The sequence below is a fragment of the Opitutus sp. sgz309028 genome (assembly GCF_059821195.1).
This window is the reverse complement of record NZ_JCAMRR010000004.1, coordinates 232,887-255,679: the sequence shown is the minus strand read 5'-3', so window position 1 is coordinate 255,679 and position 22,793 is coordinate 232,887. Positions and strand designations below refer to the sequence as shown.

19 protein-coding genes and 1 pseudogene are annotated in these 22,793 nt (G+C 65.3%); 10 read left to right on the top strand and 10 right to left on the bottom strand.

The window, feature by feature from the left end; all coding sequences use genetic code 11:
- Positions 1-89: 89 nt before the first annotated feature.
- Positions 90-998: pseudogene (locus AC6RV7_RS16695) on the bottom strand (acyl-CoA desaturase); the annotation flags it as partial.
- Between the two features lie 529 nt (positions 999-1,527).
- On the opposite strand from AC6RV7_RS16695, the gene AC6RV7_RS16690 reads away from it, so the two are divergent.
- Positions 1,528-1,911, top strand: a complete 384-nt coding sequence (locus AC6RV7_RS16690; protein WP_500095167.1) for an energy transducer TonB — start codon at positions 1,528-1,530, stop codon at positions 1,909-1,911.
- An 87-nt stretch (positions 1,912-1,998) separates the two neighbouring features.
- Here AC6RV7_RS16690 and AC6RV7_RS16685 read toward each other — a convergent pair whose 3' ends face one another.
- Positions 1,999-2,151 carry a hypothetical protein gene (locus AC6RV7_RS16685; RefSeq protein WP_500095166.1) on the bottom strand — a complete coding sequence of 51 codons (153 nt, stop codon included), beginning with the start codon at positions 2,149-2,151 and terminating at the stop codon, positions 1,999-2,001.
- A 136-nt stretch (positions 2,152-2,287) separates the two neighbouring features.
- Between AC6RV7_RS16685 and AC6RV7_RS16680 the strand changes: the two genes are divergently transcribed.
- Entirely contained in the window at positions 2,288-2,686 is a 399-nt protein-coding gene (locus AC6RV7_RS16680; protein ID WP_500095165.1) for a DUF983 domain-containing protein, read from the top strand.
- A 19-nt stretch (positions 2,687-2,705) separates the two neighbouring features.
- Here the strand turns inward: AC6RV7_RS16680 and AC6RV7_RS16675 are convergent, their stop codons facing one another.
- The 4 genes from AC6RV7_RS16675 to AC6RV7_RS16660 all read right to left on the bottom strand — a co-directional run bounded on the left by AC6RV7_RS16675 (position 2,706) and on the right by AC6RV7_RS16660 (position 7,076).
- Positions 2,706-3,656: a ThuA domain-containing protein gene (locus tag AC6RV7_RS16675; protein WP_500095164.1), complete on the bottom strand. Its 951-nt coding sequence runs from the start codon at positions 3,654-3,656 to the stop codon at positions 2,706-2,708.
- Between the two features lie 148 nt (positions 3,657-3,804).
- Positions 3,805-5,202: a CobW family GTP-binding protein gene (locus AC6RV7_RS16670; protein WP_500095163.1), complete on the bottom strand. Its 1,398-nt coding sequence runs from the start codon at positions 5,200-5,202 to the stop codon at positions 3,805-3,807.
- 94 nt (positions 5,203-5,296) lie between these two features.
- Entirely contained in the window at positions 5,297-5,716 is a 420-nt protein-coding gene (locus tag AC6RV7_RS16665) for an EamA family transporter (RefSeq protein ID WP_500095162.1), read from the bottom strand.
- A 37-nt stretch (positions 5,717-5,753) separates the two neighbouring features.
- Entirely contained in the window at positions 5,754-7,076 is a 1,323-nt protein-coding gene (locus tag AC6RV7_RS16660) for a hemolysin family protein (RefSeq protein WP_500095161.1), read from the bottom strand.
- Positions 7,077-7,284: 208 nt separating this feature from the next.
- Here AC6RV7_RS16660 and AC6RV7_RS16655 point away from each other — a divergent pair, with 208 nt between their 5' ends.
- The 3 genes from AC6RV7_RS16655 to AC6RV7_RS16645 all read left to right on the top strand — a co-directional run bounded on the left by AC6RV7_RS16655 (position 7,285) and on the right by AC6RV7_RS16645 (position 11,164).
- Positions 7,285-8,823 (top strand): DegQ family serine endoprotease, encoded by a 1,539-nt coding sequence (locus tag AC6RV7_RS16655; RefSeq protein WP_500095160.1) that lies wholly within the window; start codon positions 7,285-7,287, stop codon positions 8,821-8,823.
- A gap of 205 nt (positions 8,824-9,028) precedes the next feature.
- A complete protein-coding gene (locus AC6RV7_RS16650) occupies positions 9,029-9,697 on the top strand; it encodes a response regulator transcription factor (RefSeq protein WP_500095159.1) in 669 nt (222 codons plus the stop codon).
- Positions 9,698-9,700: 3 nt separating this feature from the next.
- Positions 9,701-11,164 (top strand): sensor histidine kinase, encoded by a 1,464-nt coding sequence (locus tag AC6RV7_RS16645; RefSeq protein ID WP_500095158.1) that lies wholly within the window; start codon positions 9,701-9,703, stop codon positions 11,162-11,164.
- A gap of 9 nt (positions 11,165-11,173) precedes the next feature.
- Here AC6RV7_RS16645 and AC6RV7_RS16640 read toward each other — a convergent pair whose 3' ends face one another.
- On the bottom strand, positions 11,174-13,288 hold the full coding sequence (locus AC6RV7_RS16640; protein ID WP_500095157.1) for a copper-translocating P-type ATPase: 2,115 nt from the start codon (positions 13,286-13,288) through the stop codon (positions 11,174-11,176).
- Between the two features lie 221 nt (positions 13,289-13,509).
- Here AC6RV7_RS16640 and AC6RV7_RS16635 point away from each other — a divergent pair, with 221 nt between their 5' ends.
- Complete coding sequence (locus AC6RV7_RS16635; protein WP_500095156.1) at positions 13,510-13,854, top strand: four-helix bundle copper-binding protein; 345 nt, start codon at positions 13,510-13,512, stop codon at positions 13,852-13,854.
- A gap of 81 nt (positions 13,855-13,935) precedes the next feature.
- On the opposite strand, the gene AC6RV7_RS16630 is transcribed toward AC6RV7_RS16635, so the two are convergent.
- Together AC6RV7_RS16630 and AC6RV7_RS16625 are read right to left on the bottom strand one after the other, a co-directional pair.
- Entirely contained in the window at positions 13,936-14,499 is a 564-nt protein-coding gene (locus tag AC6RV7_RS16630; protein WP_500095155.1) for an RNA polymerase sigma factor, read from the bottom strand.
- 76 nt (positions 14,500-14,575) lie between these two features.
- Entirely contained in the window at positions 14,576-15,562 is a 987-nt protein-coding gene (locus tag AC6RV7_RS16625) for a PocR ligand-binding domain-containing protein (protein WP_500095154.1), read from the bottom strand.
- 215 nt (positions 15,563-15,777) lie between these two features.
- On the opposite strand from AC6RV7_RS16625, the gene AC6RV7_RS16620 reads away from it, so the two are divergent.
- The 4 genes from AC6RV7_RS16620 (at position 15,778) to AC6RV7_RS16605 (ending at position 19,414) form a co-directional block, all read left to right on the top strand.
- Entirely contained in the window at positions 15,778-17,016 is a 1,239-nt protein-coding gene (locus AC6RV7_RS16620; RefSeq protein ID WP_500095153.1) for a sensor histidine kinase, read from the top strand.
- Between the two features lie 105 nt (positions 17,017-17,121).
- Positions 17,122-17,571 (top strand): response regulator, encoded by a 450-nt coding sequence (locus tag AC6RV7_RS16615; protein WP_500095151.1) that lies wholly within the window; start codon positions 17,122-17,124, stop codon positions 17,569-17,571.
- A gap of 31 nt (positions 17,572-17,602) precedes the next feature.
- Complete coding sequence (locus tag AC6RV7_RS16610) at positions 17,603-18,691, top strand: sensor histidine kinase (protein WP_500095150.1); 1,089 nt, start codon at positions 17,603-17,605, stop codon at positions 18,689-18,691.
- Positions 18,692-18,703: 12 nt separating this feature from the next.
- Entirely contained in the window at positions 18,704-19,414 is a 711-nt protein-coding gene (locus AC6RV7_RS16605) for a response regulator transcription factor (RefSeq protein WP_500095149.1), read from the top strand.
- A gap of 60 nt (positions 19,415-19,474) precedes the next feature.
- On the opposite strand, the gene AC6RV7_RS16600 is transcribed toward AC6RV7_RS16605, so the two are convergent.
- Positions 19,475-22,780 (bottom strand): efflux RND transporter permease subunit, encoded by a 3,306-nt coding sequence (locus tag AC6RV7_RS16600; RefSeq protein ID WP_500095148.1) that lies wholly within the window; start codon positions 22,778-22,780, stop codon positions 19,475-19,477.
- Between the last annotated feature and the right edge of the window lie 13 nt (positions 22,781-22,793).

Here is a 22,793-nt window from a genome sequence, read left to right as displayed (position 1 = left end):
AGGGCGGCGGCGGCGGGGACGACCTTCTTGAACGCGGAATGATCGTGCACGGTGGCGGCGCGCTGTGCGGCCGCGACCGACGCGGCGTGTTCGGCGCGCATGCCCTCGTCCAGAATCGACTGTGGCACGGCTTTCAAACCCCAGATCAGCCCCGTCCACGACAGCAGCTTCAAGCCATAGTAAGTGGGATCGATTTCCCACCAGTAGAAGCCGTTGCGCGTGCAGGACTGGTAGCGGTGGTGGTTGTTGTGCCAGCCCTCGCCGAGGCAGATGATCGCGAGAATGAAACTGTTGCGGGAATCGTCGCTGGTGTTGTAGCGGCGATTGCCCATGAGGTGGGCCATCGAGTTGATGCAGGCGGTGCCGTGGAAAAGCGCGGTGGTGCTGATGAAGAAGCCCCAGATGAGGAGCTGGGCGCCGCTGGTGCCGAGGCCGGGGGCGTAGCGCTCGAGGAGGGCGCCGATGCCGAAAAGCCCAAGCGCAAAGAGGATCGGCACGACGGTGTCGAAGCGGTTCAGCCAGACGAGCTCGGGGAATTTCGCGAGGTCCTTCACCTTCGAGTAGTCGGTGGGAAAATTGCGGCGGCTCGTGATCCAGCCGATGTGCGACCACAGAAAGCCGTGCACGTGCGGGGAATGCGCGTCCTCCGGTTCGTCGGAGTGCTGATGATGGTGGCGGTGATGATAAGCCCACCAAAGTCCGCCGCGCTGGACCGTCGTGGCGCCCCAGATCGCGAGCAGGAGCTGGCCGAAACGCGAGGTGCTGTAGGTCTTGTGCGAGAAGTAGCGGTGATAAATGCCGGTCACGGCGAACATCCGCAGAAAATAAAGCGCGACCGCGGCTCCGACGGCGAACCAGCTCCAGCCGACCCAGATCACGCCAAAGCAGCCGAGATGCAGAATGATGAAAGGAATGCAGCGGATCCAGTCGACCTTGTCCTCTTCGGAGCGCATCGCGGCGGCACCTCCGGGAGTATAATCACTGTCGAACCATTGCATGCAGGCGGTCGCAGCACGTTTGATCAAGCCGGGGCGAGCGGCAGTAGCAGAGGAGGGATTCGTCACAATTTCAGATAAACCGCTGGAATCGAAAGTGCGTTCGCCGGTGCGTGCAAGCCGAGGCTGCGCTTATTTTGGGCACGAAACATGAGCGCTTTTCATTAACGCGCCGGCCCGCGAAGCGCTTACTGGCGCTTCGCCAATTTGTCACAGTGCCGGTCTTGCGGGGGCGGCATGGCTTCTGCTCACTCGGCGGCGTGAGGCATGGGTCTCACTTTGCTTTCGAAGAACTCCAGGTTCTTTGAATTTCCGCGCGCCGCACCCGAACGAAGGGCGGGGCGTGCCGATTTCGGTCGCGATGGACGAGGGTCGCGCGCCGACGGCGGTTATCCCAACCCAGCTTTGCTCGCCGGTTCGCGCCGGCGCGCAGAAGGCCCGCGGGTGGCGTTTCGTTTTCGAAGCGCGACCGGCGGGTTTTAACCACCAGAGAGAAAACCAAACTCTCCGCCTTACCGCGGAGTTTATGAACATGAATGCAGTGAACAAACTCGTCGTCTTGATCTCCGTGAGCGCGCTCCTGCCGCTGGCGGCTTCCGCCAAGTCGGGGGAGCAGGCTTACCTCGAGACGTCCGCCCGCAACGCCGGTGGGCCGGTGCCCGTCGCTGTGGTTACGCCCAGCGTCAGTGCCGAATATGCCGGCTCGCAGGTGAATCTCGCGTTCACCGTGGATGCGACCGGAAAACCGACCGAGATGCACGTCGTCTCGTCGCCGGACGCCATGGTGGCGCGCGTGATCATGGACGCGGTCAAGAAGTGGCGCTTCAAACCCGCCGAGAAGAACGGCACGGCTGTATCCACGAAAGTGGTGCTGCCCGTCCGGATCAACGAAGCGGAGAAGTTCGCCACCAACTGACGATCGCTAGAAAACCACCAGGGGCGCCCCCGCACGCGGGGGCGCCCCTGCTCGTTTCGGAAGGCGCGAACGTGGAAACGCCGCCGATCAGTGCGGGTTTCCCGGCGAGGTGTTGGATTCGGTCGCGACGAGCACGACGAGCAGGAGGAGGACGATGCAGGCGGCTAACATGGTGTGTAGGTGTAGGTCGGTCTGGCGAATGTAGTCGGTTCGCCGGACAAACGAGATACGCCTGTCCACGAAGCTCGGAGTCAGCGAGCCGCGCAGTCAGGCAGTCGTTAACCGTAGCTTCTGAGCGGCGCGCGACGAGCTGAAACCGTAATCGGCCAGTCCGAAGCCGGCTTGCTGCGACGCGCTGGGGCGATTACGTGGGCGCATGGCTGTCACGAAGGCGCAAATCCTTGCCCGCGGTTTTTCGCATCGGTGTCCGAACTGCGGCGAACCCACGCTCTTTCCGCCGAAATCGCTCCGGATCCGGCGGCGTTGTCCGGTCTGCGGGACGGGTTTCGACCGCGGGGAAGGTTTTTTCCTCGGCCCGTGGGTGCTGAATTATGGCGTGAGCGTATTCGGTTTTGTGCTGCCGGCGATCATCCTGGCCGTGAGCGAGGTCGTGCCCTGGAGCGTCGCGATCGTGCTCGCGGCCGCGGGCTGCCTGGTGCTGCCGGCGCTGCTTTATCGCAGCACCTGGAGTTGGTGGCTGATGCTTTATTTCTACTTCCTGCCCGAGGCGCTGCCTGCCAACGGCGGGCCGACCGGCGACCAGGAAGAGGATTGAGCGCGCCGAGACCGGCGGCTTAGTCGCGGACCGAACTCTTTTCCGCGGTCGGAAAATCCGGCGGCACCGGCAGCGTGACTTTGCCGGTCGCGGCCCATTCGGTGCCTCGCTGGAGCGTGACGATGAAGCCGACGCTGCCGATCGACGGATACGGCGGGGTGTCGTTCGGACCCACATGGCCGAGCGTGGTGTGAAACACGCGGCCTTTCCCGTAGGCGATCGTCATCAGCATCGGCTCGTGTTCGCCGGTGGCGTTCGGAAATTTCGCCCGGTCGGCAAACGCGGTCGCGAGCACGGTCACGTTTTGCGCCGGTCCTCGGAGCATGCTGTAAATTTCATCTTTTGCCTGCAGCCACCGGGCGGGCAGGTCGCGCAAAATCGGATGCGAGGCGTCGCGGGCCGTGACGAGAAACTCGTGCGCGGGCGGATGGGTGCCGGCATTTCCGGGTGTAGTGCGGTCGAGCACCACCTGGCCGTCGCGCCAGCGGATCATCGGTCCCCAGGACGCGTCGCGCGCGCCGATGTGACCGTCCTTCTTGAAGCCCCAGCCGCCGACGCCGATCATCTCGTTCCATTCCTTCCAATACGGAAACGCGTTGTCGGCGTCGTGAACGCTGACGAGCCCGCCGCCGTTTTTCATGTAGTCGACGAATGCCTGCTTCGTTTCCTCGGGCCATTCGTCGCCTTCGTAAACGACCACGACCGCGGCGTAGGGTTTGAAGTCCGGCTTGAAGCCCGACATGTCCGCGCCGCGCGGCGGCGTGGTGACGACATCGACCGAGAACAGGTCGGTTTGCTCGAGGTATTTTTTGACGAGCGGGGCGCTTTTGGACCAGTCGTGGAAGGGGTTCGACTGTCCGGTGAGGAGCATGATCCGGTGCATAGAGGAAGCGGCGGAAACGCCGGCGGGGAAACTGAGCAGGACCGCGGCGAGCGCCGCGGCGGAGAAAAATCGGGAGAGTGCGATCATGGGGCGGGATCGAAGGCGATAACCGTGCCACGAAATACCGGTGAAGCGCGCGGGGGCAAATCGCGAATGCAGCGAGCGCAAAAACAAAAAGCCCGGCGGGCGGCCGGGCTCGAGGGTCGCGAATAACGCTTCCGAAAACCGAAGTGGCTTAAGCGAGGCAGAACTTCGCCGCTTCGGTGAGTGCGTTGCGATCGAGATTCTTGCCGATGAACACGAGGGTGTTCTGGCGCGGCTCCGCCTTCGTCCATTCGCGATCGAACTTCGCGTCGAAGAGCATGTGCACGCCCTGAAACACGAGACGCTTGTTCGAGCCCTTGACCGCGAGCACGCCTTTCGAGCGGTAGATGTCGCCGCCTTTGACGCGCAGGAGCTCGCCGATCCAGGCGTTGAGCTTCTGGCCGTCGAGATCGCCGGAGAAACGGATGCCCACGGAGCTGACGGATTCGTTGTGCGAGTGCTCGTGGCGGAAGGTGCGGTCCCAGCCGTAGCGCACGAGTTCGCGCCCGTCCTTCTTGTCGCCGGAAAGCGAATACAGATGCGTCGGCACGTCGTGGCCGGTGAACAGCAGGTAACGACCGTCGGCGGGGATCGTGATCTTGAAATCGCCGTGTTCGTTGTGGAGTTTCAGCCGGTGCAAGGTGGCGCCGGGGACGATCTCCCCGCCGGGCTGCGTGATCTTTTCCCAGTCGGAGAAGGTGACGACCGCAGCGTGGATCGCGGCGCTGAGATCGGGATCGGCGAGGGCCTTGACCGGCAGCACCACGACATCGAGCTCGTTGTGGTCGTGACCGCAATCGGGCCCGCATTCGTGGTCGTGATCGTGTCCGTGGTCATGATCGTGATGCCCGATGCTCAGTTCGTAGGTGCCGGCCTTCAGCTCGTAGCCGCCGGCCCACTCGAAGGGATACTCTGTTTCGAGGAATTGCGGATCGAGCTCGGTGGCGCGCGAAAGGTTAAAACCGCCGACGTTGAGCACGCGGTCGAGCGGGAGATCGCAGTTGGTCGTGCGGTGGATTTTCGCGACGGCGTTGATGCGATGGATGCGCTGCTCGAGCGCGTCGAGTTCGGCCGGCGCGACGAGGTCGGTCTTGTTGAGCAGGATGACGTCGGCGAACGCGACCTGCTTCTTCGCTTCGTCCTCGGCATCGAGGTGCTGGAGGATGTGCTTGGCGTCGACGACGGTGACGATCGCGTCGAGGCGGAAGTTGGCGCGCATCTCGTCGTCGGTGAAAAACGTCTGCGCGACCGGCGCGGGATTGGCCATGCCGGTGGTCTCGATCAGAATGCCGTCGAGCTGGTCCTTGCGCTTCATCAGCCGGCCGAGGATCCGGATCAGGTCGCCGCGCACGGTGCAGCAGATGCAGCCGTTGTTCATCTCGAACAGTTCCTCGTCGGAGGAGATCACGAGCTGGTTGTCCACGCCGACTTCACCGAACTCGTTTTCGATGACGGCGATCTTCTTGCCGTGCTGTTCGGTGAGGATGCGATTGAGGAGCGTGGTCTTGCCGGCGCCGAGGAAGCCGGTGAGGACAGTGACGGGAATCATGTTTCGTGGAGCGAGTTCGCGACGTTGAAGTTCGGAGAAAAGGAAGCGTGAGAACGCGCGCGCGAAATGCAAATGCTCCGCCCGACGCGGGGGCTCACTTGAGTGCGAGCACGACTGCACCGGCGGCGATCAGCAGGCCGCCGACCGCGGTGCGCAGCGTGAGCGTTTCACCCAGAAAAAGCGCCGCGAGCACGAGGACGAAAACGACGCTCAACTTGTCCACGGGCGCAACCTGCGAGGCATCGCCCAGCTGCAACGCGCGGAAGTAGCACAGCCACGACAGCCCAGTCGCGAGGCCGGAAAGTCCGAGAAACGTCCACGTCCGCACCGGCAACGTGCCGAGGCCGACGCCGGCGTTGGTCACCAGCACAATCGTCCACGCGAACACCAGCACCACGGACGTGCGGATCGCGGTGGCGAGGTTCGAGTCGACGCCGGCGACGCCAATCTTGGCGAGGATGGCGGTCAGCGCCGCGAAAAACGCGGACAGGAGGGACCAGGCGAGCCAGTTCATGCCGGCCAGCGTAGTCGACCCGCCCGCATTTGCCGCTTCAATCCGCGGCCGGCGCCTCGACGCGATCGACGCGCACACGGCGCAAGCGCTCGGTGGTGACGTCGAGCGCGGTCAGACGGTATTCGCCGACGAGGATGTTTTCGTTGCGCCGCGGCATGCGGCCGAGACTGCGCACGAACCAGAGGGCGACCGTCTCGCGCGGCTGCCATTCGAGCGGCCAGCCGGTTTCGGCCTGCAACTCCCGCAGCGTGAGCGCGCCGCTCACGACGATGCTGCGTTCGGAACGGTCGAAAACGGGACCGCTGCCGATGTCGAACTCGTCGCGAATGTCGCCCACGATTTCCTCGATCACGTCCTCGAAGGTGACGATGCCCGCGAGCTTCTTGTCGGCGTCGACCACGATGGCGAGATGGCTGCGAGCGAGCCGGAAACGCTCCAGCATCACCGGCAGTGGCGTCTTCAGTTCGAAGGTGAGGATGTCGCGCACCAGCGGCTCGAACGGCGCGTCGGTGCCGAGCGCCTGGATTTGCCAGAGCCATTCGCGGACGAGCAGCAGGCCTTCGACGTGGTCGAGCGTGCCGCGGCAAACGGGGAAACGGCTGTAGCCGCTGGTCTGCGCAATGCGGAGATTTTCGCTGAGCGGACGATCGAGCCAGAGTGCGGTCACCTGGTCGCGCGGCAGCATGATCTGCTGCGCGAAGGTTTCGCGAACGCGCAGCGATTGCACCATGAGCTTGTTGACGAGCGCGTCGCCCGGATGCGTGTGGCGGGCGTGGCTGAAAACGTATTCGAGTTCGTCGGCGCTGAAGGCATGTTCGCCCTCGCCGGCAGGCCCGAGCCCCGCCCAGCGGAGGAACTGGTTGGCCGCGCCGTTGAGCGTCCAGATGAACGGGAAAAACAGATAGTAGAAGCCCATCAACGGCGCGGCGATCCACAGCGAGACGTCCTTGGCGCGCTGAATGGCGAGTGACTTGGGGGCAAGCTCGCCGAAAATGATGTGCAGAAACGTGATCACCGTGAAGGCGACCGCGAAGGAAATCGATTTCACGGCGGTCGGATCCGTTACGCCGTAGTCCGAAAGCAGTGGCTCGAGCCGGTGGGCGAGAAAGGGCTCGCCGACCCAGCCCAACCCAAGGCTGGCGAGCGTGATGCCCAGCTGCGTCGCCGAAAGCGCGGCGTCAAGGTGCTGCGTGGCCCGGAGCGCAAACTTGACGCGCATGCCGCCGGTTTTCGCGAGGGGCCGGAGCTGGCTGGTGCGGACCTTCACCAGGGCGAATTCGGCCGCGACGAAAAAGCCGTTGGCGGCCACAAGGGCGAGGATGACGAAGGTTTCGAAGGCGATGCCGAGGAAGGTCGTCATGGATGCCCGATGACCATGGGTGAATTTCCAACCGAGGCGAGTGCGGATCGGAATGATGGAAAGCCGAACGTTGAATCCATCCCATGGAACCTGAGCTCTTCCACGCGCGGCAAAGCCTTCAAATTTGTAAGGTTCGTGAAAGTCCCCGGAAGGGACCGTGTGCGATTGTGGCGCCGTTCCAGAAACCCATTCACCGCCATTTTTGCTTATGAACGCTCAATCTCCGCACAATCGCCGTCGCGCGGCCTTGGTCGCCCTCGCCCTTTTCGGCGCCGGCGGACTCGCTTGGTCGGCCTCGGCCGGCGACGCCAAGCCGTCCGTGTCCGTCAAGGTCGACGAAAAGCCGATTTCCGCCAGCACCAGTTCGCCCCTCGGCGCGAGTTACGCGCCCATCGTGAAGAAGGTTTCGCCGAGCGTGGTGAAGGTGCTCGTGTCCGAAAAGGCCCGGGCCGTTCCGGTCAACGAACTGCCGCCGTTCTTCAACGCGCCGGGGTTTCGTGAGTTCTTCGGCGACCAGTTCGGCCGCCAGTATGGCAATCGCGGCACGATGCGCCAGCCGCCGCAGCAGGGGCTCGGCTCCGGCGTGATCGTGAGCGCCGACGGGTTTATTCTCACCAACAGCCACGTCGTCCGCGGTGCCGATACCATCAAGGTGACGCTGAACGACGGCCGCGAACTGACCGCCAAGGTTGTGGGCACCGACCCGGAGACGGACCTCGCCGTCATCAAGGTCGACGCGAAGGAACTGCCCGCGATCACGTTCGCCGACAGCGAGAAGGTCGAAGTCGGCGACAAGGTCCTCGCCGTCGGCAATCCGTTCGGTATCGGCCAGACGGTGACGAGCGGCATGGTCAGCGGCCTGGGCCGCGCGACGCTTGGCCTCGATTACGAAGATTTCATCCAGACGGATGCCGCCATCAATCCCGGCAACTCCGGTGGCGCGCTCGTCGACGCGGAAGGGCGCCTGATCGGCATCAATACCGCGATCCTCAGCCGCTCCGGCGGATTCCAGGGCATCGGTTTCGCCGTGCCGTCGAACCTCGCGCGCAACGTCATGGAGCAGCTCGCGACCAAGGGTAAAGTCGTTCGCGGCTACCTCGGCGTGAGCGTGCAGGACGTGAACGCCGAGCTCGCGGAACATTTCGAATTGAAGGATCGCAAGGGCGCGCTCGTGGCCGAAGTGGTGCCCGGCAGCCCGGCTGAGAAGGCCGGCCTGAAAAGCGGCGACGTGATCAAGACGTTCAACGGCAAACCTGTCACCGACGCGCGTCATCTGAAGCTCACCGTCGCGACCGTGCCGCCGGGCGAGAAGGTCGCTGCCGAGGTGATTCGCGACGGCAAGTCGGAGAAGGTCGACCTCACGATCGCCTCGCGGCCGAACGACCGCCGGCTCTCCCGCAACGATGGCAACGACGACTTTGGCGGAGCTGACAACGAAGACACCGGCACGCTCAACGGCGTCGGCGTGGCCGATCTCGATCCGCAAACGCGGCGCGAGTTCGACATTCCGGCCAAGGTGCGCGGCGCCCTCGTCACGGCAGTCGAGCCCGACTCGCCCTCCGCGCAGGCCGGTCTGCAGCCCGGCGACGTGATCCAGGAGATCAACCGGCAGCCGGTCCGCAATGCCGAGGACGCCGTGAAGCTCACGGAAAATCCTGACAGCAAGAAGACGCTCCTGCGCGTGTGGAGCCAGCGCGGCACGCGCTACGTGATCGTCGATGAAACCGAGGCGTCGGACGAAAACTGAGCCGGCCTCGAAAGACTAGACTTACCAGCGCAAGCTGGGTGCTTGTGTGTGTAGTGTGTAACAGCTCCGGGCGGCCGTCGCCCGGAGCTTTTGGTTTTCGCGGTAGGTGCGTGTTCAGCTGCTTGCACGCACGAAGCGCGCCCCGCACGCTTGATCCGGTGGCGCGTCGTTTCCTGGCGTTCGCCGTTTCTTTTCCGATTTTCTCATGCGAGTCCTCGTTGTCGAAGACGATGCCAAGATTGCCTCTTTCGTGGTGAAAGGCCTGAAGCAGGAAGGCTATGCCGTGGACCACGCGGCCGACGGCGACACCGGCCTCGCGCTCGCCAGCGCGACCGTTTACGACGCCGCCGTCGTCGACATCATGCTGCCCGGCTTGGATGGACTCAGCCTCGTCCGCCGGTTGCGATCCCAACGCAGCGATGTGCCCGTGTTGTTTCTCAGTGCCCGCGCGACGGTCGAGGATCGGGTGAAAGGCTTGCAGGCGGGCGGCGACGATTACCTGACGAAGCCCTTCGCGTTTGCCGAACTGTCGGCGCGCTTGCAGGCGCTGATCCGGCGTTCGACGCGTGCGCCGGAGGCCACGAAGCTCTCGGCCCGCGATGTGGCAATGGATCTGGTCGCTCGCACCGTCACCGTCGGCGGTCAATCGGTCGAGCTGCAGCCGCGGGAGTTCGCGTTGCTCGAATACCTGCTGCGCCACGCCGGCCGTCCGGTGACGAAGGTGATGATTCTCGAGCACGTCTGGGACTACAGTTTCGATCCGCAGACCAATGTCGTCGACGTGTTGATGTCGCGGCTCCGCAGCAAGGTCGATCCCGACAAGACCCGCATCGAGACGCTCCGCGGCGTCGGTTATGTTTTCCGGAAAGGCTGAGCGATGAACAACAGGCCCGAGACGAGCCGCGGCGAAGCGCGTTTCGCGACGAGAATGATCGGACCGCTCGAGCGCTGGCGACGCTCGCTCGCGGTGCGGCTGAGCGTGTGGTTCGCGCTGTTGTTCACCGCGGGGTTTAGCGCGATTTTCGGGCTGCTTTATTGGACGCTCGCGCGCCAGCTCGATACGCGCGAGGCGGAAGCGCTCGAATTGCGGTTGCAGCAATACGCGGACATCTACGCGGCGTCGGGTCTGAATGGATTGCGGCAGCGTGTCGCCGAGGACAGCGCGGCGCCGCATGTGCGGTCGCTTTTCATGCGGCTCGTCGGTCGCGGCGGCGATGCGATCTGGGGCAAGATCCCGCCCGACTGGATCGAGGCCGAGGCCCGCCGGGTCGCCGTGCCCGACGGTTGGGGCGGCTGGACGCAGCGTCAGACCTACACGGTGCGCGTGCCGCGCGACGAACAGCAGGATCTGACGATCGCGGGTCGCGTGCTGCCGGACGGACGGCTGCTGCAGGTCGGCCGCAGCACCGACAATCGCGCGGTGTTGCTCATGCCGCTGCGAAAAACGTTTCTATGGGTCGGTGGCGCCGTCGTGGTCGTGGGCTTTGTGGCGGGCGTGGTGACCGCACGGCGGGCGACGCGGCCGTTGCGTGATGTGATCGCCACGGCGCAGCGCATCATCGCGACCGGACAACTCGACGCGCGCGTGCCCTCGCCGCGGCGTCACGACGACGTCGCGGAGCTCGTGCGCGCCTTCAATACCGTTCTCGATAAAAATGCGGCGCTGCTGAAAGCGATGCGCGAGGCGCTCGACAATGTCGCGCACGACCTGCGCACGCCACTCACGCGGTTGCGCGGCACGGCGGAGCTGGCGCTGCAGACCGCCGGCGGGGCGGGACCGCAGGCGGACGCTCTCGCGGAGTGCGTGGAGCAGGCGGACGACGTGCTGCAGCTGCTGCGGGCGTTGATGGAGATTTCGGAAGCCGAGGCAGGGATGCTGAAACTGGCGAAAACTCGCGACGATCTGGCCGTTCTCGCCCGGAATGCCGTCGAGCTTTACGCCGACGTGGCCGAAGCGAAGGGCATCGCACTGTCGCTCGAAACGAGCGACGCCGTGCCGGTCGACGCGGACGCGCCGCGCCTGCGGCAGGCGATCGCGAACCTGATCGACAATGCCGTGAAATATACGCCGACGGGCGGCCGGGTCGGCGTGAGTGTCGCGCGGGACGGCGCCGAAGCGGTGTTGACCGTGCAGGATAGCGGGCCGGGCGTGCCGGAGCCGGAGCAGGCGCGGGTGTGGGAGCGGCTTTATCGCGGCGACTGGAGCCGCTCCGAGCGCGGGCTGGGGCTCGGCCTGAGCGTGGTGCGCGCAATCGTGGAGGCGCACGGCGGCCGCGTGTCCTTGCGCAATGCGCCAGCCGGTGGCGCGATCTTTGAAGTCCGGCTCGCGCTGATCGCCTAGCGATCTTCGCTACAGCTTCACGCGGCGGAGCCGGAGCGCGTTGGTGACGACGCTGATCGAGCTGAGGCTCATCGCCGCGCTCGCGAGCATCGGGCTCAGCAGCCATCCAGTAAATGGATACAGCGCGCCGGCCGCGATCGGCAGACCGGCGAAATTGTAAGCAAACGCCCAGAAAAGATTCTGGCGGATGTTGCGCAGCGTCGCCCGGCTGAGATGCACAGCGCGCACCAACGCGCCGAGATCGCCCTTCACCAGCACGATGCCGGCACTGTGCATCGCCACATCGGTGCCCGTGCCCATCGCAATGCCGACGTCGGCGGCGGCGAGCGCAGGCGCGTCGTTGAGGCCGTCGCCGGCGAAGACCACCCGCTCGCCGCGGGCGGCGTGTTCGCGCACCAGCTCCTGCTTGCGCGCCGGCGTGACGGACGCGTGAAACCCGTCGAGCTTCAGTTCGGTGGAGATCGCGCGCGCCGTTTCCTCGCGATCGCCGGTGACCATCACGACGTGCAACCCGAGGCGTTGGAGTTCGCGGATCGCGGCGGGCGACGTGGTTTTGACGCGATCCGCCAGGGCGATCGTGCCGGCCGGTTTTCCATCGAGGTTAATCGCCACCAGAGTGACGGCCGCGGCGGTCCGGGCCTGCGCTTCGGGCGCGGCGCGGCCGACGTCGACCGTGCGATTCCCGACGGTCGCCCGGACGCCAAAGCCGGGCGTGGCGGAAAAACCGGTGGCGCCCGGGATCTCCAGCTGGCGGGCGTGAGCGGCGGCGACGATGGCGCGCGCGAGCGGATGCTCGCTCGCCGTCTCGGCGGCGGCGGCGAGGGCAAGAAGTTGCGCTTCGTCGAGTCCTGCGGCCGGGACAACCTCGACCACTTCGGGTTTTCCTTCGGTGAGCGTGCCGGTCTTGTCGATCAGGAGCGTGTTGGCGGCGGAGAGCCGCTCGAGTGCGGCGGCGTCCTTCACCAGCACGCCAGCTTGCGCGCCGCGACCGATGCCGGTCACAAGCGAGACCGGAGTGGCGAGGCCGAGCGCGCACGGACAGGCGATGATGAGAACCGCCACGGCGTTAAGCAGCGCGTGGAGGAAGCGCGGTTCGGGGCCGACGAAAAACCACAGCGCAAAGGTCACCGCCGAGATCACGAGCACCGCGGGCGTGAACCACGCGGACACGCGGTCGGCGAGCCGCGCGATCGGCGCCTCGCTCTCCTGCGCTTCTTCGACCAGCCGGACGATTTGGGCGAGCAGCGTGTCGCGGCCGATGCGCTCGGCGCGCAGGATGAACGTGCCGTTGGTGTTGAGGGTGCCGGCGCTCACGGGATCGCCGGTTTGCTTGGAAACGGGAAGTGGCTCGCCGGTGAGCATCGATTCGTTCACCTCGCTGGCGCCGTCATCGATGGTGCCGTCGACGGGAATGTTTTCGCCGGGCCGAACGCGGAGCCGGTCGCCGACGACCACGGCCTCGAGCGGCACGTCTTCCTCGCGGCCATCCACGATGCGGTGAGCGATCTTCGGCGCGAGATTCATGAGCGAACGAATCGCGGCATCGGTGCGGGCGTGCGCGCGTTGTTCCAAAATCTGGCCGAGCAGCACGACGGTGGTGATGAACGCGGTCGCTTCGAAGTAGAGTGGCACGCCGTGATCGGTGCGCAACGCGGGCGGCAGGCGATCGCCGAGCAGCACGGCGAGCACGCTGAAGAAATACGCCGCGCCGGTGCCGGTGACGATCAGCGTGAACATGTTGGTGTCGCGCGTGACGATCGAGCGCCACCAGCGGCGGTTGAGCGGCGCGCCGGCCCAGAAAAATACCGGCGTCGTCAGCACGAGCTGCGTCCAGGCGAGCGTGAGCGCGTCGAACCGGTGAAAGAAATCCGGCGCGATCATCTCGCCCATCGCGAGGACCAGCACGGGCACGGTGCACGCCAGCGCGATCCAGAAGCGCGGCCGCAGATAACGCTCGTGCGGTAGCCCCATGTAAACGGGTTCGTCTGGCGCCGGCACGCCGTTGGCCGCGCGTGCGCCATGTCCGTGATGCCCGTGGCCGCCATCCTGGTGGCCGGCCGGAGCGTGGCAGGAAGCGGCGGATTTCGAATGTTCTGCCGGGTCGGTGGGAGGAGGTGCTTTCATAACCCTGCTGACGGAGACGTTGTGCGGACCTTACAGCCAAAGCGACGCCAGCGAAAGGGTTTGATGCGCTCCGAGGTGAAATAACCCCGAGACACCCGCCCCATCCGCGCCTCGGCCGGCGGCCCCGTGGCGCCGGGAGGACCTCCCGGTTTACGGTGCGAGACTCTGCCATCCGTAAAGGAGCAGAAGTTCACTGAAAGCCATTAACAAAAGGAAGAGTCATGAGCCACGAACGCTACCAGGATTGTATCAAAGCTTGCCACGAGTGCATGGAAGCGTGCGAACACTGCGCGACCGCGTGCCTGCACGAAGATAATGTGAAGATGATGACGCGTTGCATCCTGCTCGATCGCAGCTGCGCAGACGCTTGCGCGCTGGCCGAACGCGAGATGGCGCGGGGTTCCGAATTTGCGGAGCGCGTGTGCGCGCTTTGCGCCGAGATTTGCGAAACCTGCGGCGCCGAATGCGCGAAGCACGAGGTCGATCATTGCCGGCGGTGCGCAGAGGCCTGCCGTCGCTGTGCTGAAGCGTGCCGGGAAATGGCGGGTGCCACTGCCAGTCGCTAAGTCCTCGGGACACAACTTGACGGCTGCTGTCGCGCCTTTGCGGCACCATTGGGCCGGAACTCGGCAGCAGCGGAGGGCATGTCACGCGCCCGATTCACGCGGGGCGCACTCGCAGTCAAGGCAGGCTTCGCCCGCGCAGGGGCCGCAGAACGCCACGAGCTTTTGCCGCAGTTGCGCGCGGGCGCGGTGAAGCTCGACGCTGGCGTGATTGGCGGAAAGGCCGAGCAACGCGGCGACGGCGGAAACGCCCCGGCCCTCGAGCTCGACGGCGCGGAGCAGCTCGGCTTGGCGCGGCTTCAAGGTCGGCAACAACGCTTCGAAACAGCGGCAGATCTGGCGCTCGGTGTCGGCGGCATCGTCGGCGAGGGCGGCGGATTCGCTTGCCCACGCGGTCTCGCGGCGCCGGGCCGCATCGCGGCCGCGGACGTGGTCGATCAGCGTGTGTCGCAGGATGCGGTAAAACCACGCGGTGGCCTTTGCCTCGTCCTGCAGCGTATCCGAGGTTTGGATAGCGCGAGCGAGGCTCGTCTGGAGCAGGTCCTCGGCCTCCACCGGATCGCCCAGGCGGGCGGTGAGGAAGGCGTGAAACGCGCGCCGCTGCGCGAGGAGGGAGTCGGCGAGCGGAGATGGCGCGGAGGACGGCATGGCGCGCCACTATGCCCGGATTCGATCGGGCGTAAAGAAGCGCCGGCGATCGGCTCGCCGGCGCGCGGAGATCGACTCAGGCGGCGTGCGCCAGGGCGTGGTGATTCTGGCTGCGCGCGGTCGCCGGACCGTGGAGGCGGTCCCGGTAGGCGGTCGGCGCTTCGCCGGCGATGCGCCGGAACACGCGGTTGAATTGCGAGAGGGAGTTGAAACCGGCTTCGTAGGCGGCCTCGCTGATCCGCACGTGCGGATTGAGCAGGCGTTGCTTGACCGTTTCGACGCGGAGGCGGGCGAGGTAATCGGTGAACGTCAGCCCGGTGGCGCGTTTGAAGACCTTGCAGAAGTAGAAACCGCTCATGTTGGCCGCGCGGGCGACGTCGCCGAGCGAGATCTCCTCAGTCAGGTGCTCGGCCATGTAGGCGCGGGCGCGCGTGATCGCGGGCAGCTCGGCGGCGGCCTCCTGGACCATGACCTGGTTGCTGAGCGTGGCGAGGTGCTGGGCGAAGACGCTGAGGAGGCGGACCATCGAGTCGTATTGCTTGCGGGCGACGACGCGGCTGGCGAAGTAGGCGGCCTCGAGCTTGCGCAGGTCGACGCCGGTGGCGCCCCACTCCTGGAGCTGGCGGGTGATTTTCTTGAAGCCGGACGGCGTCGGCCGGCTGAAGAGGACCTGGCCGGTCTGCAGGTGACCGATGACCTGTTCGCCGACGCGAATCGGCGAGGCGGACTCGGCGAGGCCGGCGAAGCACTGGAAGGTGGCGGTGTCGGCGGCGGCGTCCGTCTCGATGCGCTGTTGCAGGCGGAGGCATGCCGCGCACGAGGCGCTGTTGGCGGCCATCAACGCGCAGAACGGGTTGACCTGCTTGGAATCGTGGAGGGGCGACTTGAAGGTGCCGGCGGGACGAAGGGCCAGCGGCAATCCCGTGGTGGCCTCGTAGGCTTTGACGTAGTCGCGGAACAGTTCGGATTTCTGGAGGTGGGTAATCACGCTGCGCTCGTTTTCGCCGGGGGCGGCGCTCGGAGCCGGGAGGGTCTCGGGGGAGGGAAGGGTGGTCGCTTGCACGGAACCACTCTACGGCACGGCGGGTTTTTCGGTAATTGGAGCCGAGGCTGTATCCCACTAGGGATTTTTCTTAGTTCCGCGACGCGATCAGCTGACAATAAATCATAATGGCGCGAGACGCGCGCCGCGCATCTTGGCGATTCCTGCGCTTTTCCTGCCGACGCGCCCCCGCTCCGGCCTTGCGCGGGCGGGGCGGCGCGGCACATTCGCGCGGCGTGAACCCGGTCGACTACGATGCCCTTTCGAAGGAAGAACTGATTGCGCGCCTGAAGTCGTTCGAGCGCGAACAGGCCGGTTCGCAGGAGGAGTTGTTGAAGGCGTTGAAGGAGCTGCGCGACGTGAAGGCGGCACTCGACGAGCACTCGATCGTGGCGATCACCGACGCGCGCGGGCGCATCACGTATGTGAACGACAAGTTCTGCGCGATTTCCAAATACGCGCGCGAGGAACTGCTGGGCCAGGACCACCGGGTCATCAATTCGCGATATCACTCCAAGGACTTTTTCCGCGACCTCTGGAGCACGATCGCGCACGGCCGCGTGTGGCAGGGCGAGATCAAGAATCGCGCGAAGGACGGCAGCTATTACTGGGTCGACACGACGATTTATCCGTTCCTCGACGATCAGGGGCGGCCGGTGCAATACGTTGCGATCCGCACGGACATCACCCAGCGCAAGGCCGACGAGGCGGAGCTGGAGCGTTTCGCCAGCGATCTGGCGGAGAAGAACAAGGAGCTCGAGGCGATCGTCTATACCGTCTCGCACGATCTCCGGTCGCCGCTGGTCAACGTGCAGGGGTTCGGTCGCATGTTGCAGCGCGCCTGCGAGAAGATGCAGGTGACGATGGCCGCGGCGGAGGACGGCGTCGTGCCGGTGGCGGCGCTGAAGCAGCCGATGGAGGAAACGATCCCGCAATCGCTGCGTTTCATCAACGCCGGCGTGCAGAAGATGGAGATGCTGCTCGCCGGGCTGCTGCGCTATTCGCGGCTCGGGCGCGTGACGCTCAACATCGCGCCGGTCGACATGAACGCGATGGTGGCGGCAATCATTGCCGCGATGAAGTTTCAGCTCAACGAAGCGAAGGCCGAGGTGCGCGTCGCCGCCCTGCCGCCGTGCGTGGGCGATCACGACCAGATCAGCCAGGTGTTCGCCAACCTGCTCGACAACGCGCTCAAGTATCGTGCGTCCGACCGGCGCCTGCAGGTGACGATCGCCGGCGAGGTGAAGGGGCAGACCGCCTATTATTCGGTGCGCGACAATGGCATCGGCATCCCGGCGGCCCACCAGCCGAAGATCTTCGAGATTTTCCATAGACTGAATCCGGAGGCGACGGCGGGCGAAGGATTGGGGCTCACCATCGCGCAGCGGGTGCTGGAACGGCAGCGCGGGCGCATCTGGGTGGAGAGCGAGGAGGCCGTCGGCTCGACCTTCCACGTCACCCTTCCGGCAAGTTGAGCCGGCGCACGGAATTCGGTTGCTGAACCGCTTCCGGACGGAACATTGCATGAGCACACCTTTCCCGCGGCCCGCCGCCGGCGCCGCGCTGATTCTCAGCTGACCATGGCCACGAAGAACGAACTTGTTATTCTGATCGTCGAAGACGACGAGGGACACGCGATCCTGATCCGTCACAATCTGGAGATCGCCGGACTGGACAACCGCATCGAGCATTTCCGGGACGGCCAGGCAGTCCTCGATTTTTTCTTCAAGCCGAACGCTGAACGCGCCGCGCAGCCGAATCAGACGTATCTGGTTTTATTGGACATCCGCATGCCGAAGGTGGACGGCATCGAGGTGCTGCGCCGGCTGAAAAGCGACCCCGAGCTGCACCGGCTTCCCGTCATCATGCTCACGACCACCGACGACGTCCGCGAGGTGGAGCGCTGTCACGAGCTCGGGTGCAACGTCTACATTCAAAAACCCGTCGATTACGACAAGTTCGCGGAGGCGATCCGCCGGCTGGGATTGTTCGTGACGCTCCTGCTGGTCCCGCCGGTGAAGAGCGCGTGAACCGGGCCCGAGCGCAGTCCCACGTCCGCGCATGACGAAAGCGACCCCTGGTGCGAAGATCCTCGTCGTCGACGACGACGAGGGCCTGTTGATCCTCATGGCGGAGACGCTGCGGGGCGAAGGCTACACAGTGTCGACCGCCAACTCGGGGGCAGCGGCGCTGGAGACACTCGCGCGCGAGACGCCGGACCTGATGCTGCTCGATCTGAAACTGAGCGACGTCGGCGGACCGGAGTTGTTGAAACGCCTGCGCAAGGACCACCTCAAGGTGGCGTTCATCGTCGTGACCGGCCAGGGCGACGAGAAAGTCGCCGTCGAGGTGATGAAAGAGGGCGCGCTCGACTACGTGATGAAAGACACCGCGCTGCTCGATCTGCTGCCGGCGGTCGTGAAACGCGCGCTGACCGCGATCGAGCGCGACCGCGCGCTCGCGGAGGCCGAGCGCACGCGCCAGCGGCTGCAGCAGGAAATCCTGGAAGTCAGCGAGCGGGAGCAGCACCGGATCGGGCAGGACCTGCACGACGGGCTCGGCCAGCAATTGACCGCGATCGAGATGATGTGCGCGTCGCTCAAGGCCGACATCGCCGAGCGTCAGCCGGATTTGAAACAACAGGTCGAGCGGATCGGCGGACTGCTGCGCGAGGCGATCGCGCAGACGCGTTCGATGGCGCGCGGACTCGTGCCGGTGAAGGATGCGCCGGAGGCGCTGTGGGCGAGCTTGTTCGATCTCGCGGAGCGGACCACGGCCGTCGGCCGACTGACCTGCCGCGTCGACGCGCCGGATCCGGTCATGGTCAACGACGCCGTCACTGCCGGACATCTTTACCGCATCGCGCAGGAGGCGGTGAACAATGCCCTGAAGCACAGCGACGCGAAGGAAATCGTGATCCGCCTCGGCCGGCGCCGGGGCGCGCTCGAGTTGTCGATCGCCGATAACGGCCGCGGCCTTGCCGACGGGGAAAACCGCGGCCTCGGTTTGCAGGTCATGCAACATCGCGCGGCCATGATCGGCGGCGAACTCGCCGTGGAATCGAAAGCAGGAAAAGGTGTCACCGTGCGCTGCGTCGTGAAGGATGGCGCGCGGGAAATCCGGCAGGCGAACCCCGCCGCCACGCGCTGATCCTGTCCAGTCATGAAACGCCCGAAAACAGCGGACTCGAAATCTGTCGCCGCCCCGACGCCTCCGGCCCGTCGCCGCATCTTGATCGTGGACGATCATCCGTTCATGCGCGCCGGTCTCGCCCACCTGATCGACAAACAGCCCGGCTTGACGGTAAGCGGCGAAGCGGGCGATCCGGCGTCGGCGCTGCGGGAGTTGGCGAAAGGCCCGGTCGATCTGGTGCTGACTGACATCACCATGCCGGGCCGGAGCGGAATCGAATTCATCAAGGACCTGCAAGCCTCGCATCCGGGGCTGCCGATTCTCGTGGTCTCGATGCACGACGAGATGATCTACGCCGAACGCGTGCTCCGCGCCGGCGCGCGCGGCTACATCATGAAAGAGGCCGGCGGCGAGGCGATGCTGGTGGCACTGAGGCAGGTGCTCGACGGCCAGGTGTATGTGAGTCCGCGGATGTCCGCGCGTATCCTCGACAGCCTTTCGGGGCGAAAACCGCGCGGCTCGAATTCGCCGATCGAGAAACTGACCGATCGCGAATTCGAGGTGTTTCAACTCATCGGTCAGGGCAAGAGCACGCGCGACATCGCGAAGCAGCTCAACCTCAGCTCCAAGACCGTCGACGTGCACCGCGGGCACATCAAGGAGAAGCTGGAGCTCACCGACACGACGGCGCTCGTCCGCCACGCCGTCCGTTGGGTTGAGACGCAGGCCTTCCAGCAATAGGTGAAGCCCGATGTCCCGTCGGGCTCCACCTGCGTCGGGATTCAACGGACCCGGCTCATCTCACGCTTTCGCCAGATGCCGTTCGCGCAGCCAGGCGAAGATCACGGGCGTGACGATCAGGATGTGCACGAGCGAGGAAAGCATGCCGCCGACGACCGGCGCGGCGAGCGGTTGCATGATCTCGGTGCCTGTCCGTGTGCTCCAGAAAATCGGCAGCAAGCCCGCGACCGTCGTCGCGACCGTCATGACTTTCGGCCGCAGCCGCAGTCGCGCGCCTTCCTTCACGGCTGCCAGCAACTCCACGCGCGTGAGGAGCGGTTCTAGGGCGGAGTCTCCCGACCCCGCCGGGATCGAATCGATTTTGTCTTCGGTCGATGCAGTGTCTGCGGCAATGGCGAGGTCGGGAGATCCCGCCCTCCGACGCTTCGCGTCGAGCGCCTTTTTCACCGCTTCCTCGAGATATACGACCATCACGACGCCGGTCTGAATCGCGGTGCCAAACAGCGCGATGTAGCCGACCCAGACGGCGACGCTGAAATTGAAGCCCATGATCCACTGCAAGAGCACGCCGCCCGTCAGCGCGAACGGCACCGCGAGGATCACGTGCGCCGCCTCGCCCGCGGACCGGAACGTCAGCGTGAGAATCACAAAGATGATCGCGATCACCGCCGGCACGATCAGCTGCAGGGTCTGGCGCGCGCGCAGCTGGTTTTCGTATTGGCCGGAATACTCGATGGTCATGCCAGGATCCAACGTGACCTGACGCTCGATCTGCTCGCGCACGTCGTCGACAAACGACCCGAGGTCGCGGCCGGTGACGTTGGCCTGCACGAAGGCGCGAAGACGCCCGTTTTCCGACGCGATTTCGTTGGGCCCGAGCACGCGCGAGATCGTCGCCACCTGGCCGAGCGGAATGTAAGTGCCGTACGGCGTCGCCACCGGAATCGCGGAGAGCCGTTCGAGGTCCTCGCGGTCGGCGCGTTCGAGCCGCACCTGCACGGGCCAGCGTTCGCGGCCCTGAATTGAGGTGGTGACGGTCTTCCCGCCGAGTCCGGTTTCGGCGACCGCGAGGACATCGGCGGCGCTGAGTCCGTAGCGCGCCATCGCGGCGCGATCGACGGTGATTTCGAGGTAGGGTTTGCCCTGCACGCGGGACGGCGCGACGCCGGTCGCGCCCGGGATCTTGTTGACCACCTGATCGATTTCGAGCGCCTTGCGTTGGAGCGCGTCGAGGTTGTCGCCGAAAATTTTCACGCCGAGCTGCGCGCGGATGCCGGTCGACAGCATGAGAATCCGGTTCTCGATCGGCTGGAGAAAACCCGGGACATAACCGGGGACTTGCGTGAGCTTCATCGTGAGCTCGGCGATGAGTTTTTCCTTCGTCATGCCGGCGCGCCATTCGGATGGCGGCTTCAACATGATCGTGGTCTCGATCATCTCCACCGGCGCGGGATCCGTGGCGGTGTCGAAACGTCCGAGCTTGCCGGCGACGCTGGCGACCTCGGGCGTCTCTTTCATCACCTGATCCTGCCACGCCATGATGCGCTTGATCTCCGTCAGCGACGTGCTAGGCAGCAGCACGGGCATGAACAGCAGCGAACCCTCCTGCAGCGTGGGCATGAACTCGGAGCCGAAGCCCCGCGGCGCATGCGCCGCGAGTTGAGGGCTGAGGGTTGAGAGTTGAGAGACGAGCCGCGCGGGCAAACCGAAGGCGATGAGGGAGCAGAACGCCAGCAGCGCGGCGGCGAGCGCGAGGACGGTTTTCCGATGGCCGAGCGCCCAGTCGAGCACGGGATCGTAGAGCCGCAGGAGGAAGCGCATGACGAGGTTGCGGTCCTCGGCGTGAAACGGTCCGCGCACGAGATACGTGCAGAGCACCGGCACGAGCGTGACCGCGAGCAGGGTCGCGCCGGCCATCGCAAAGGTCTTCGTCCAGGCGAGCGGGTGAAACAATTTCCCCTCCTGACCCGTGAGCGTGAAGATCGGCACGAAGGCGAGGATGATGATCCCCATCGCGAAAAAGATCGGCCGTCCGACTTGCAGCGAGGCTTCGAGCGTGATCCGGAAATAATCCTGCTTGGTGAGCCGCGAGCCGCCGGCGGCTTTCTCCGCGAGCTCGCAATGGCGGATCACGTTTTCGGTCATCACGATTGCGGCGTCGACCAGCACGCCGATCGCGATGGCGATGCCGGTGAGCGACATGATGTGCGACTGGATCCCGAACTCCTTCATCAGGATGAAGGAGATCAGAATCGAAGCGGGCAGCGGGATCGTGACGATCAGGATGCTCCGAAAGTGAAACAGGAAGATCACGTGCATGATCGTCACGAGAATCACCGCTTCCCAGAGCGTGTGCTTGAGCGTGTCGATGGCGCGATCGATCAGTCCGCTCCGATCGTAGAACGGCTCGATCGTCACGCCCGGCGGCAGGCCAGCGGCGATCTGCGCGATCTTGGCCTTCACGTCCTTGATCACCTGATACGCGTTTTCGCCGGAGCGCATCACCACCGTGCCGCCCACGACCTCGTGACCGTCGACGTCGAGCGCGCCGCGGCGAAACTCGCCGCCGATCTGGACCCGCGCAACATCACGCAGATAGAGCGGCGTGCCCTCGCGCACGGTGAGCGCAATCGCCTCGAGATCCGCCGCGGATTGCACGAGGCCGCGACCGCGCACGATGAACTCCTGGCCGTTCTCCTCGATGGTGCGACCGCCGACGTTCAGGTTGTTGGCCGCGATCGCGTCCATGACCTGCTGCAGCGTCACCCCGAGCGTGCGCATGCGCAGCGAGGAGACCTCGACCTGCCACTGGCGCACGAAACCGCCGATGCTCGCCACCTCCGCGACGCCCGGAACGGCTGCGAGCTGATAGCGCACGAAATAATCCTGTAGCGCCCGCAGCGCGCCGAGATCCTGTTTTCCGGACGAGTCCTTCAGGTAGTATTGGTAAACCCAGCCGAGTCCGGTGGCGTCGGGGCCGAGCCGTGGCGTGACGCCGGCCGGGAGCACGTTGCCCAGGTAATTGAGCCGTTCGAGCACGCGCGTGCGCGCGAAATAGTTGTCGATGCTGTCGTCGAAAATGACCGTGATCAGCGAAAAGCCGAACATCGACGTTGCGCGCACGGTGCGGACGCCGGCCAGTCCCTGCAAGTTCACCGAGAGCGGATACGTGACCTGGTCCTCGACTTCCTGCGGGCTGCGACCTTCCCAGTCGGCGAAGACGATGACTTGGTTTTCGCTGAGGTCGGGGATGGCGTCGATGGGCACGCGGCGCAGCGCGACGAGGCCCCAGCCCAGCAGCAGCACCGTGCCGCAGAGGACGAGAAACCGGTTGGCGAGCGACCAGCGGATGAGCGCGGAAATCATGGGAGCGAAGGAG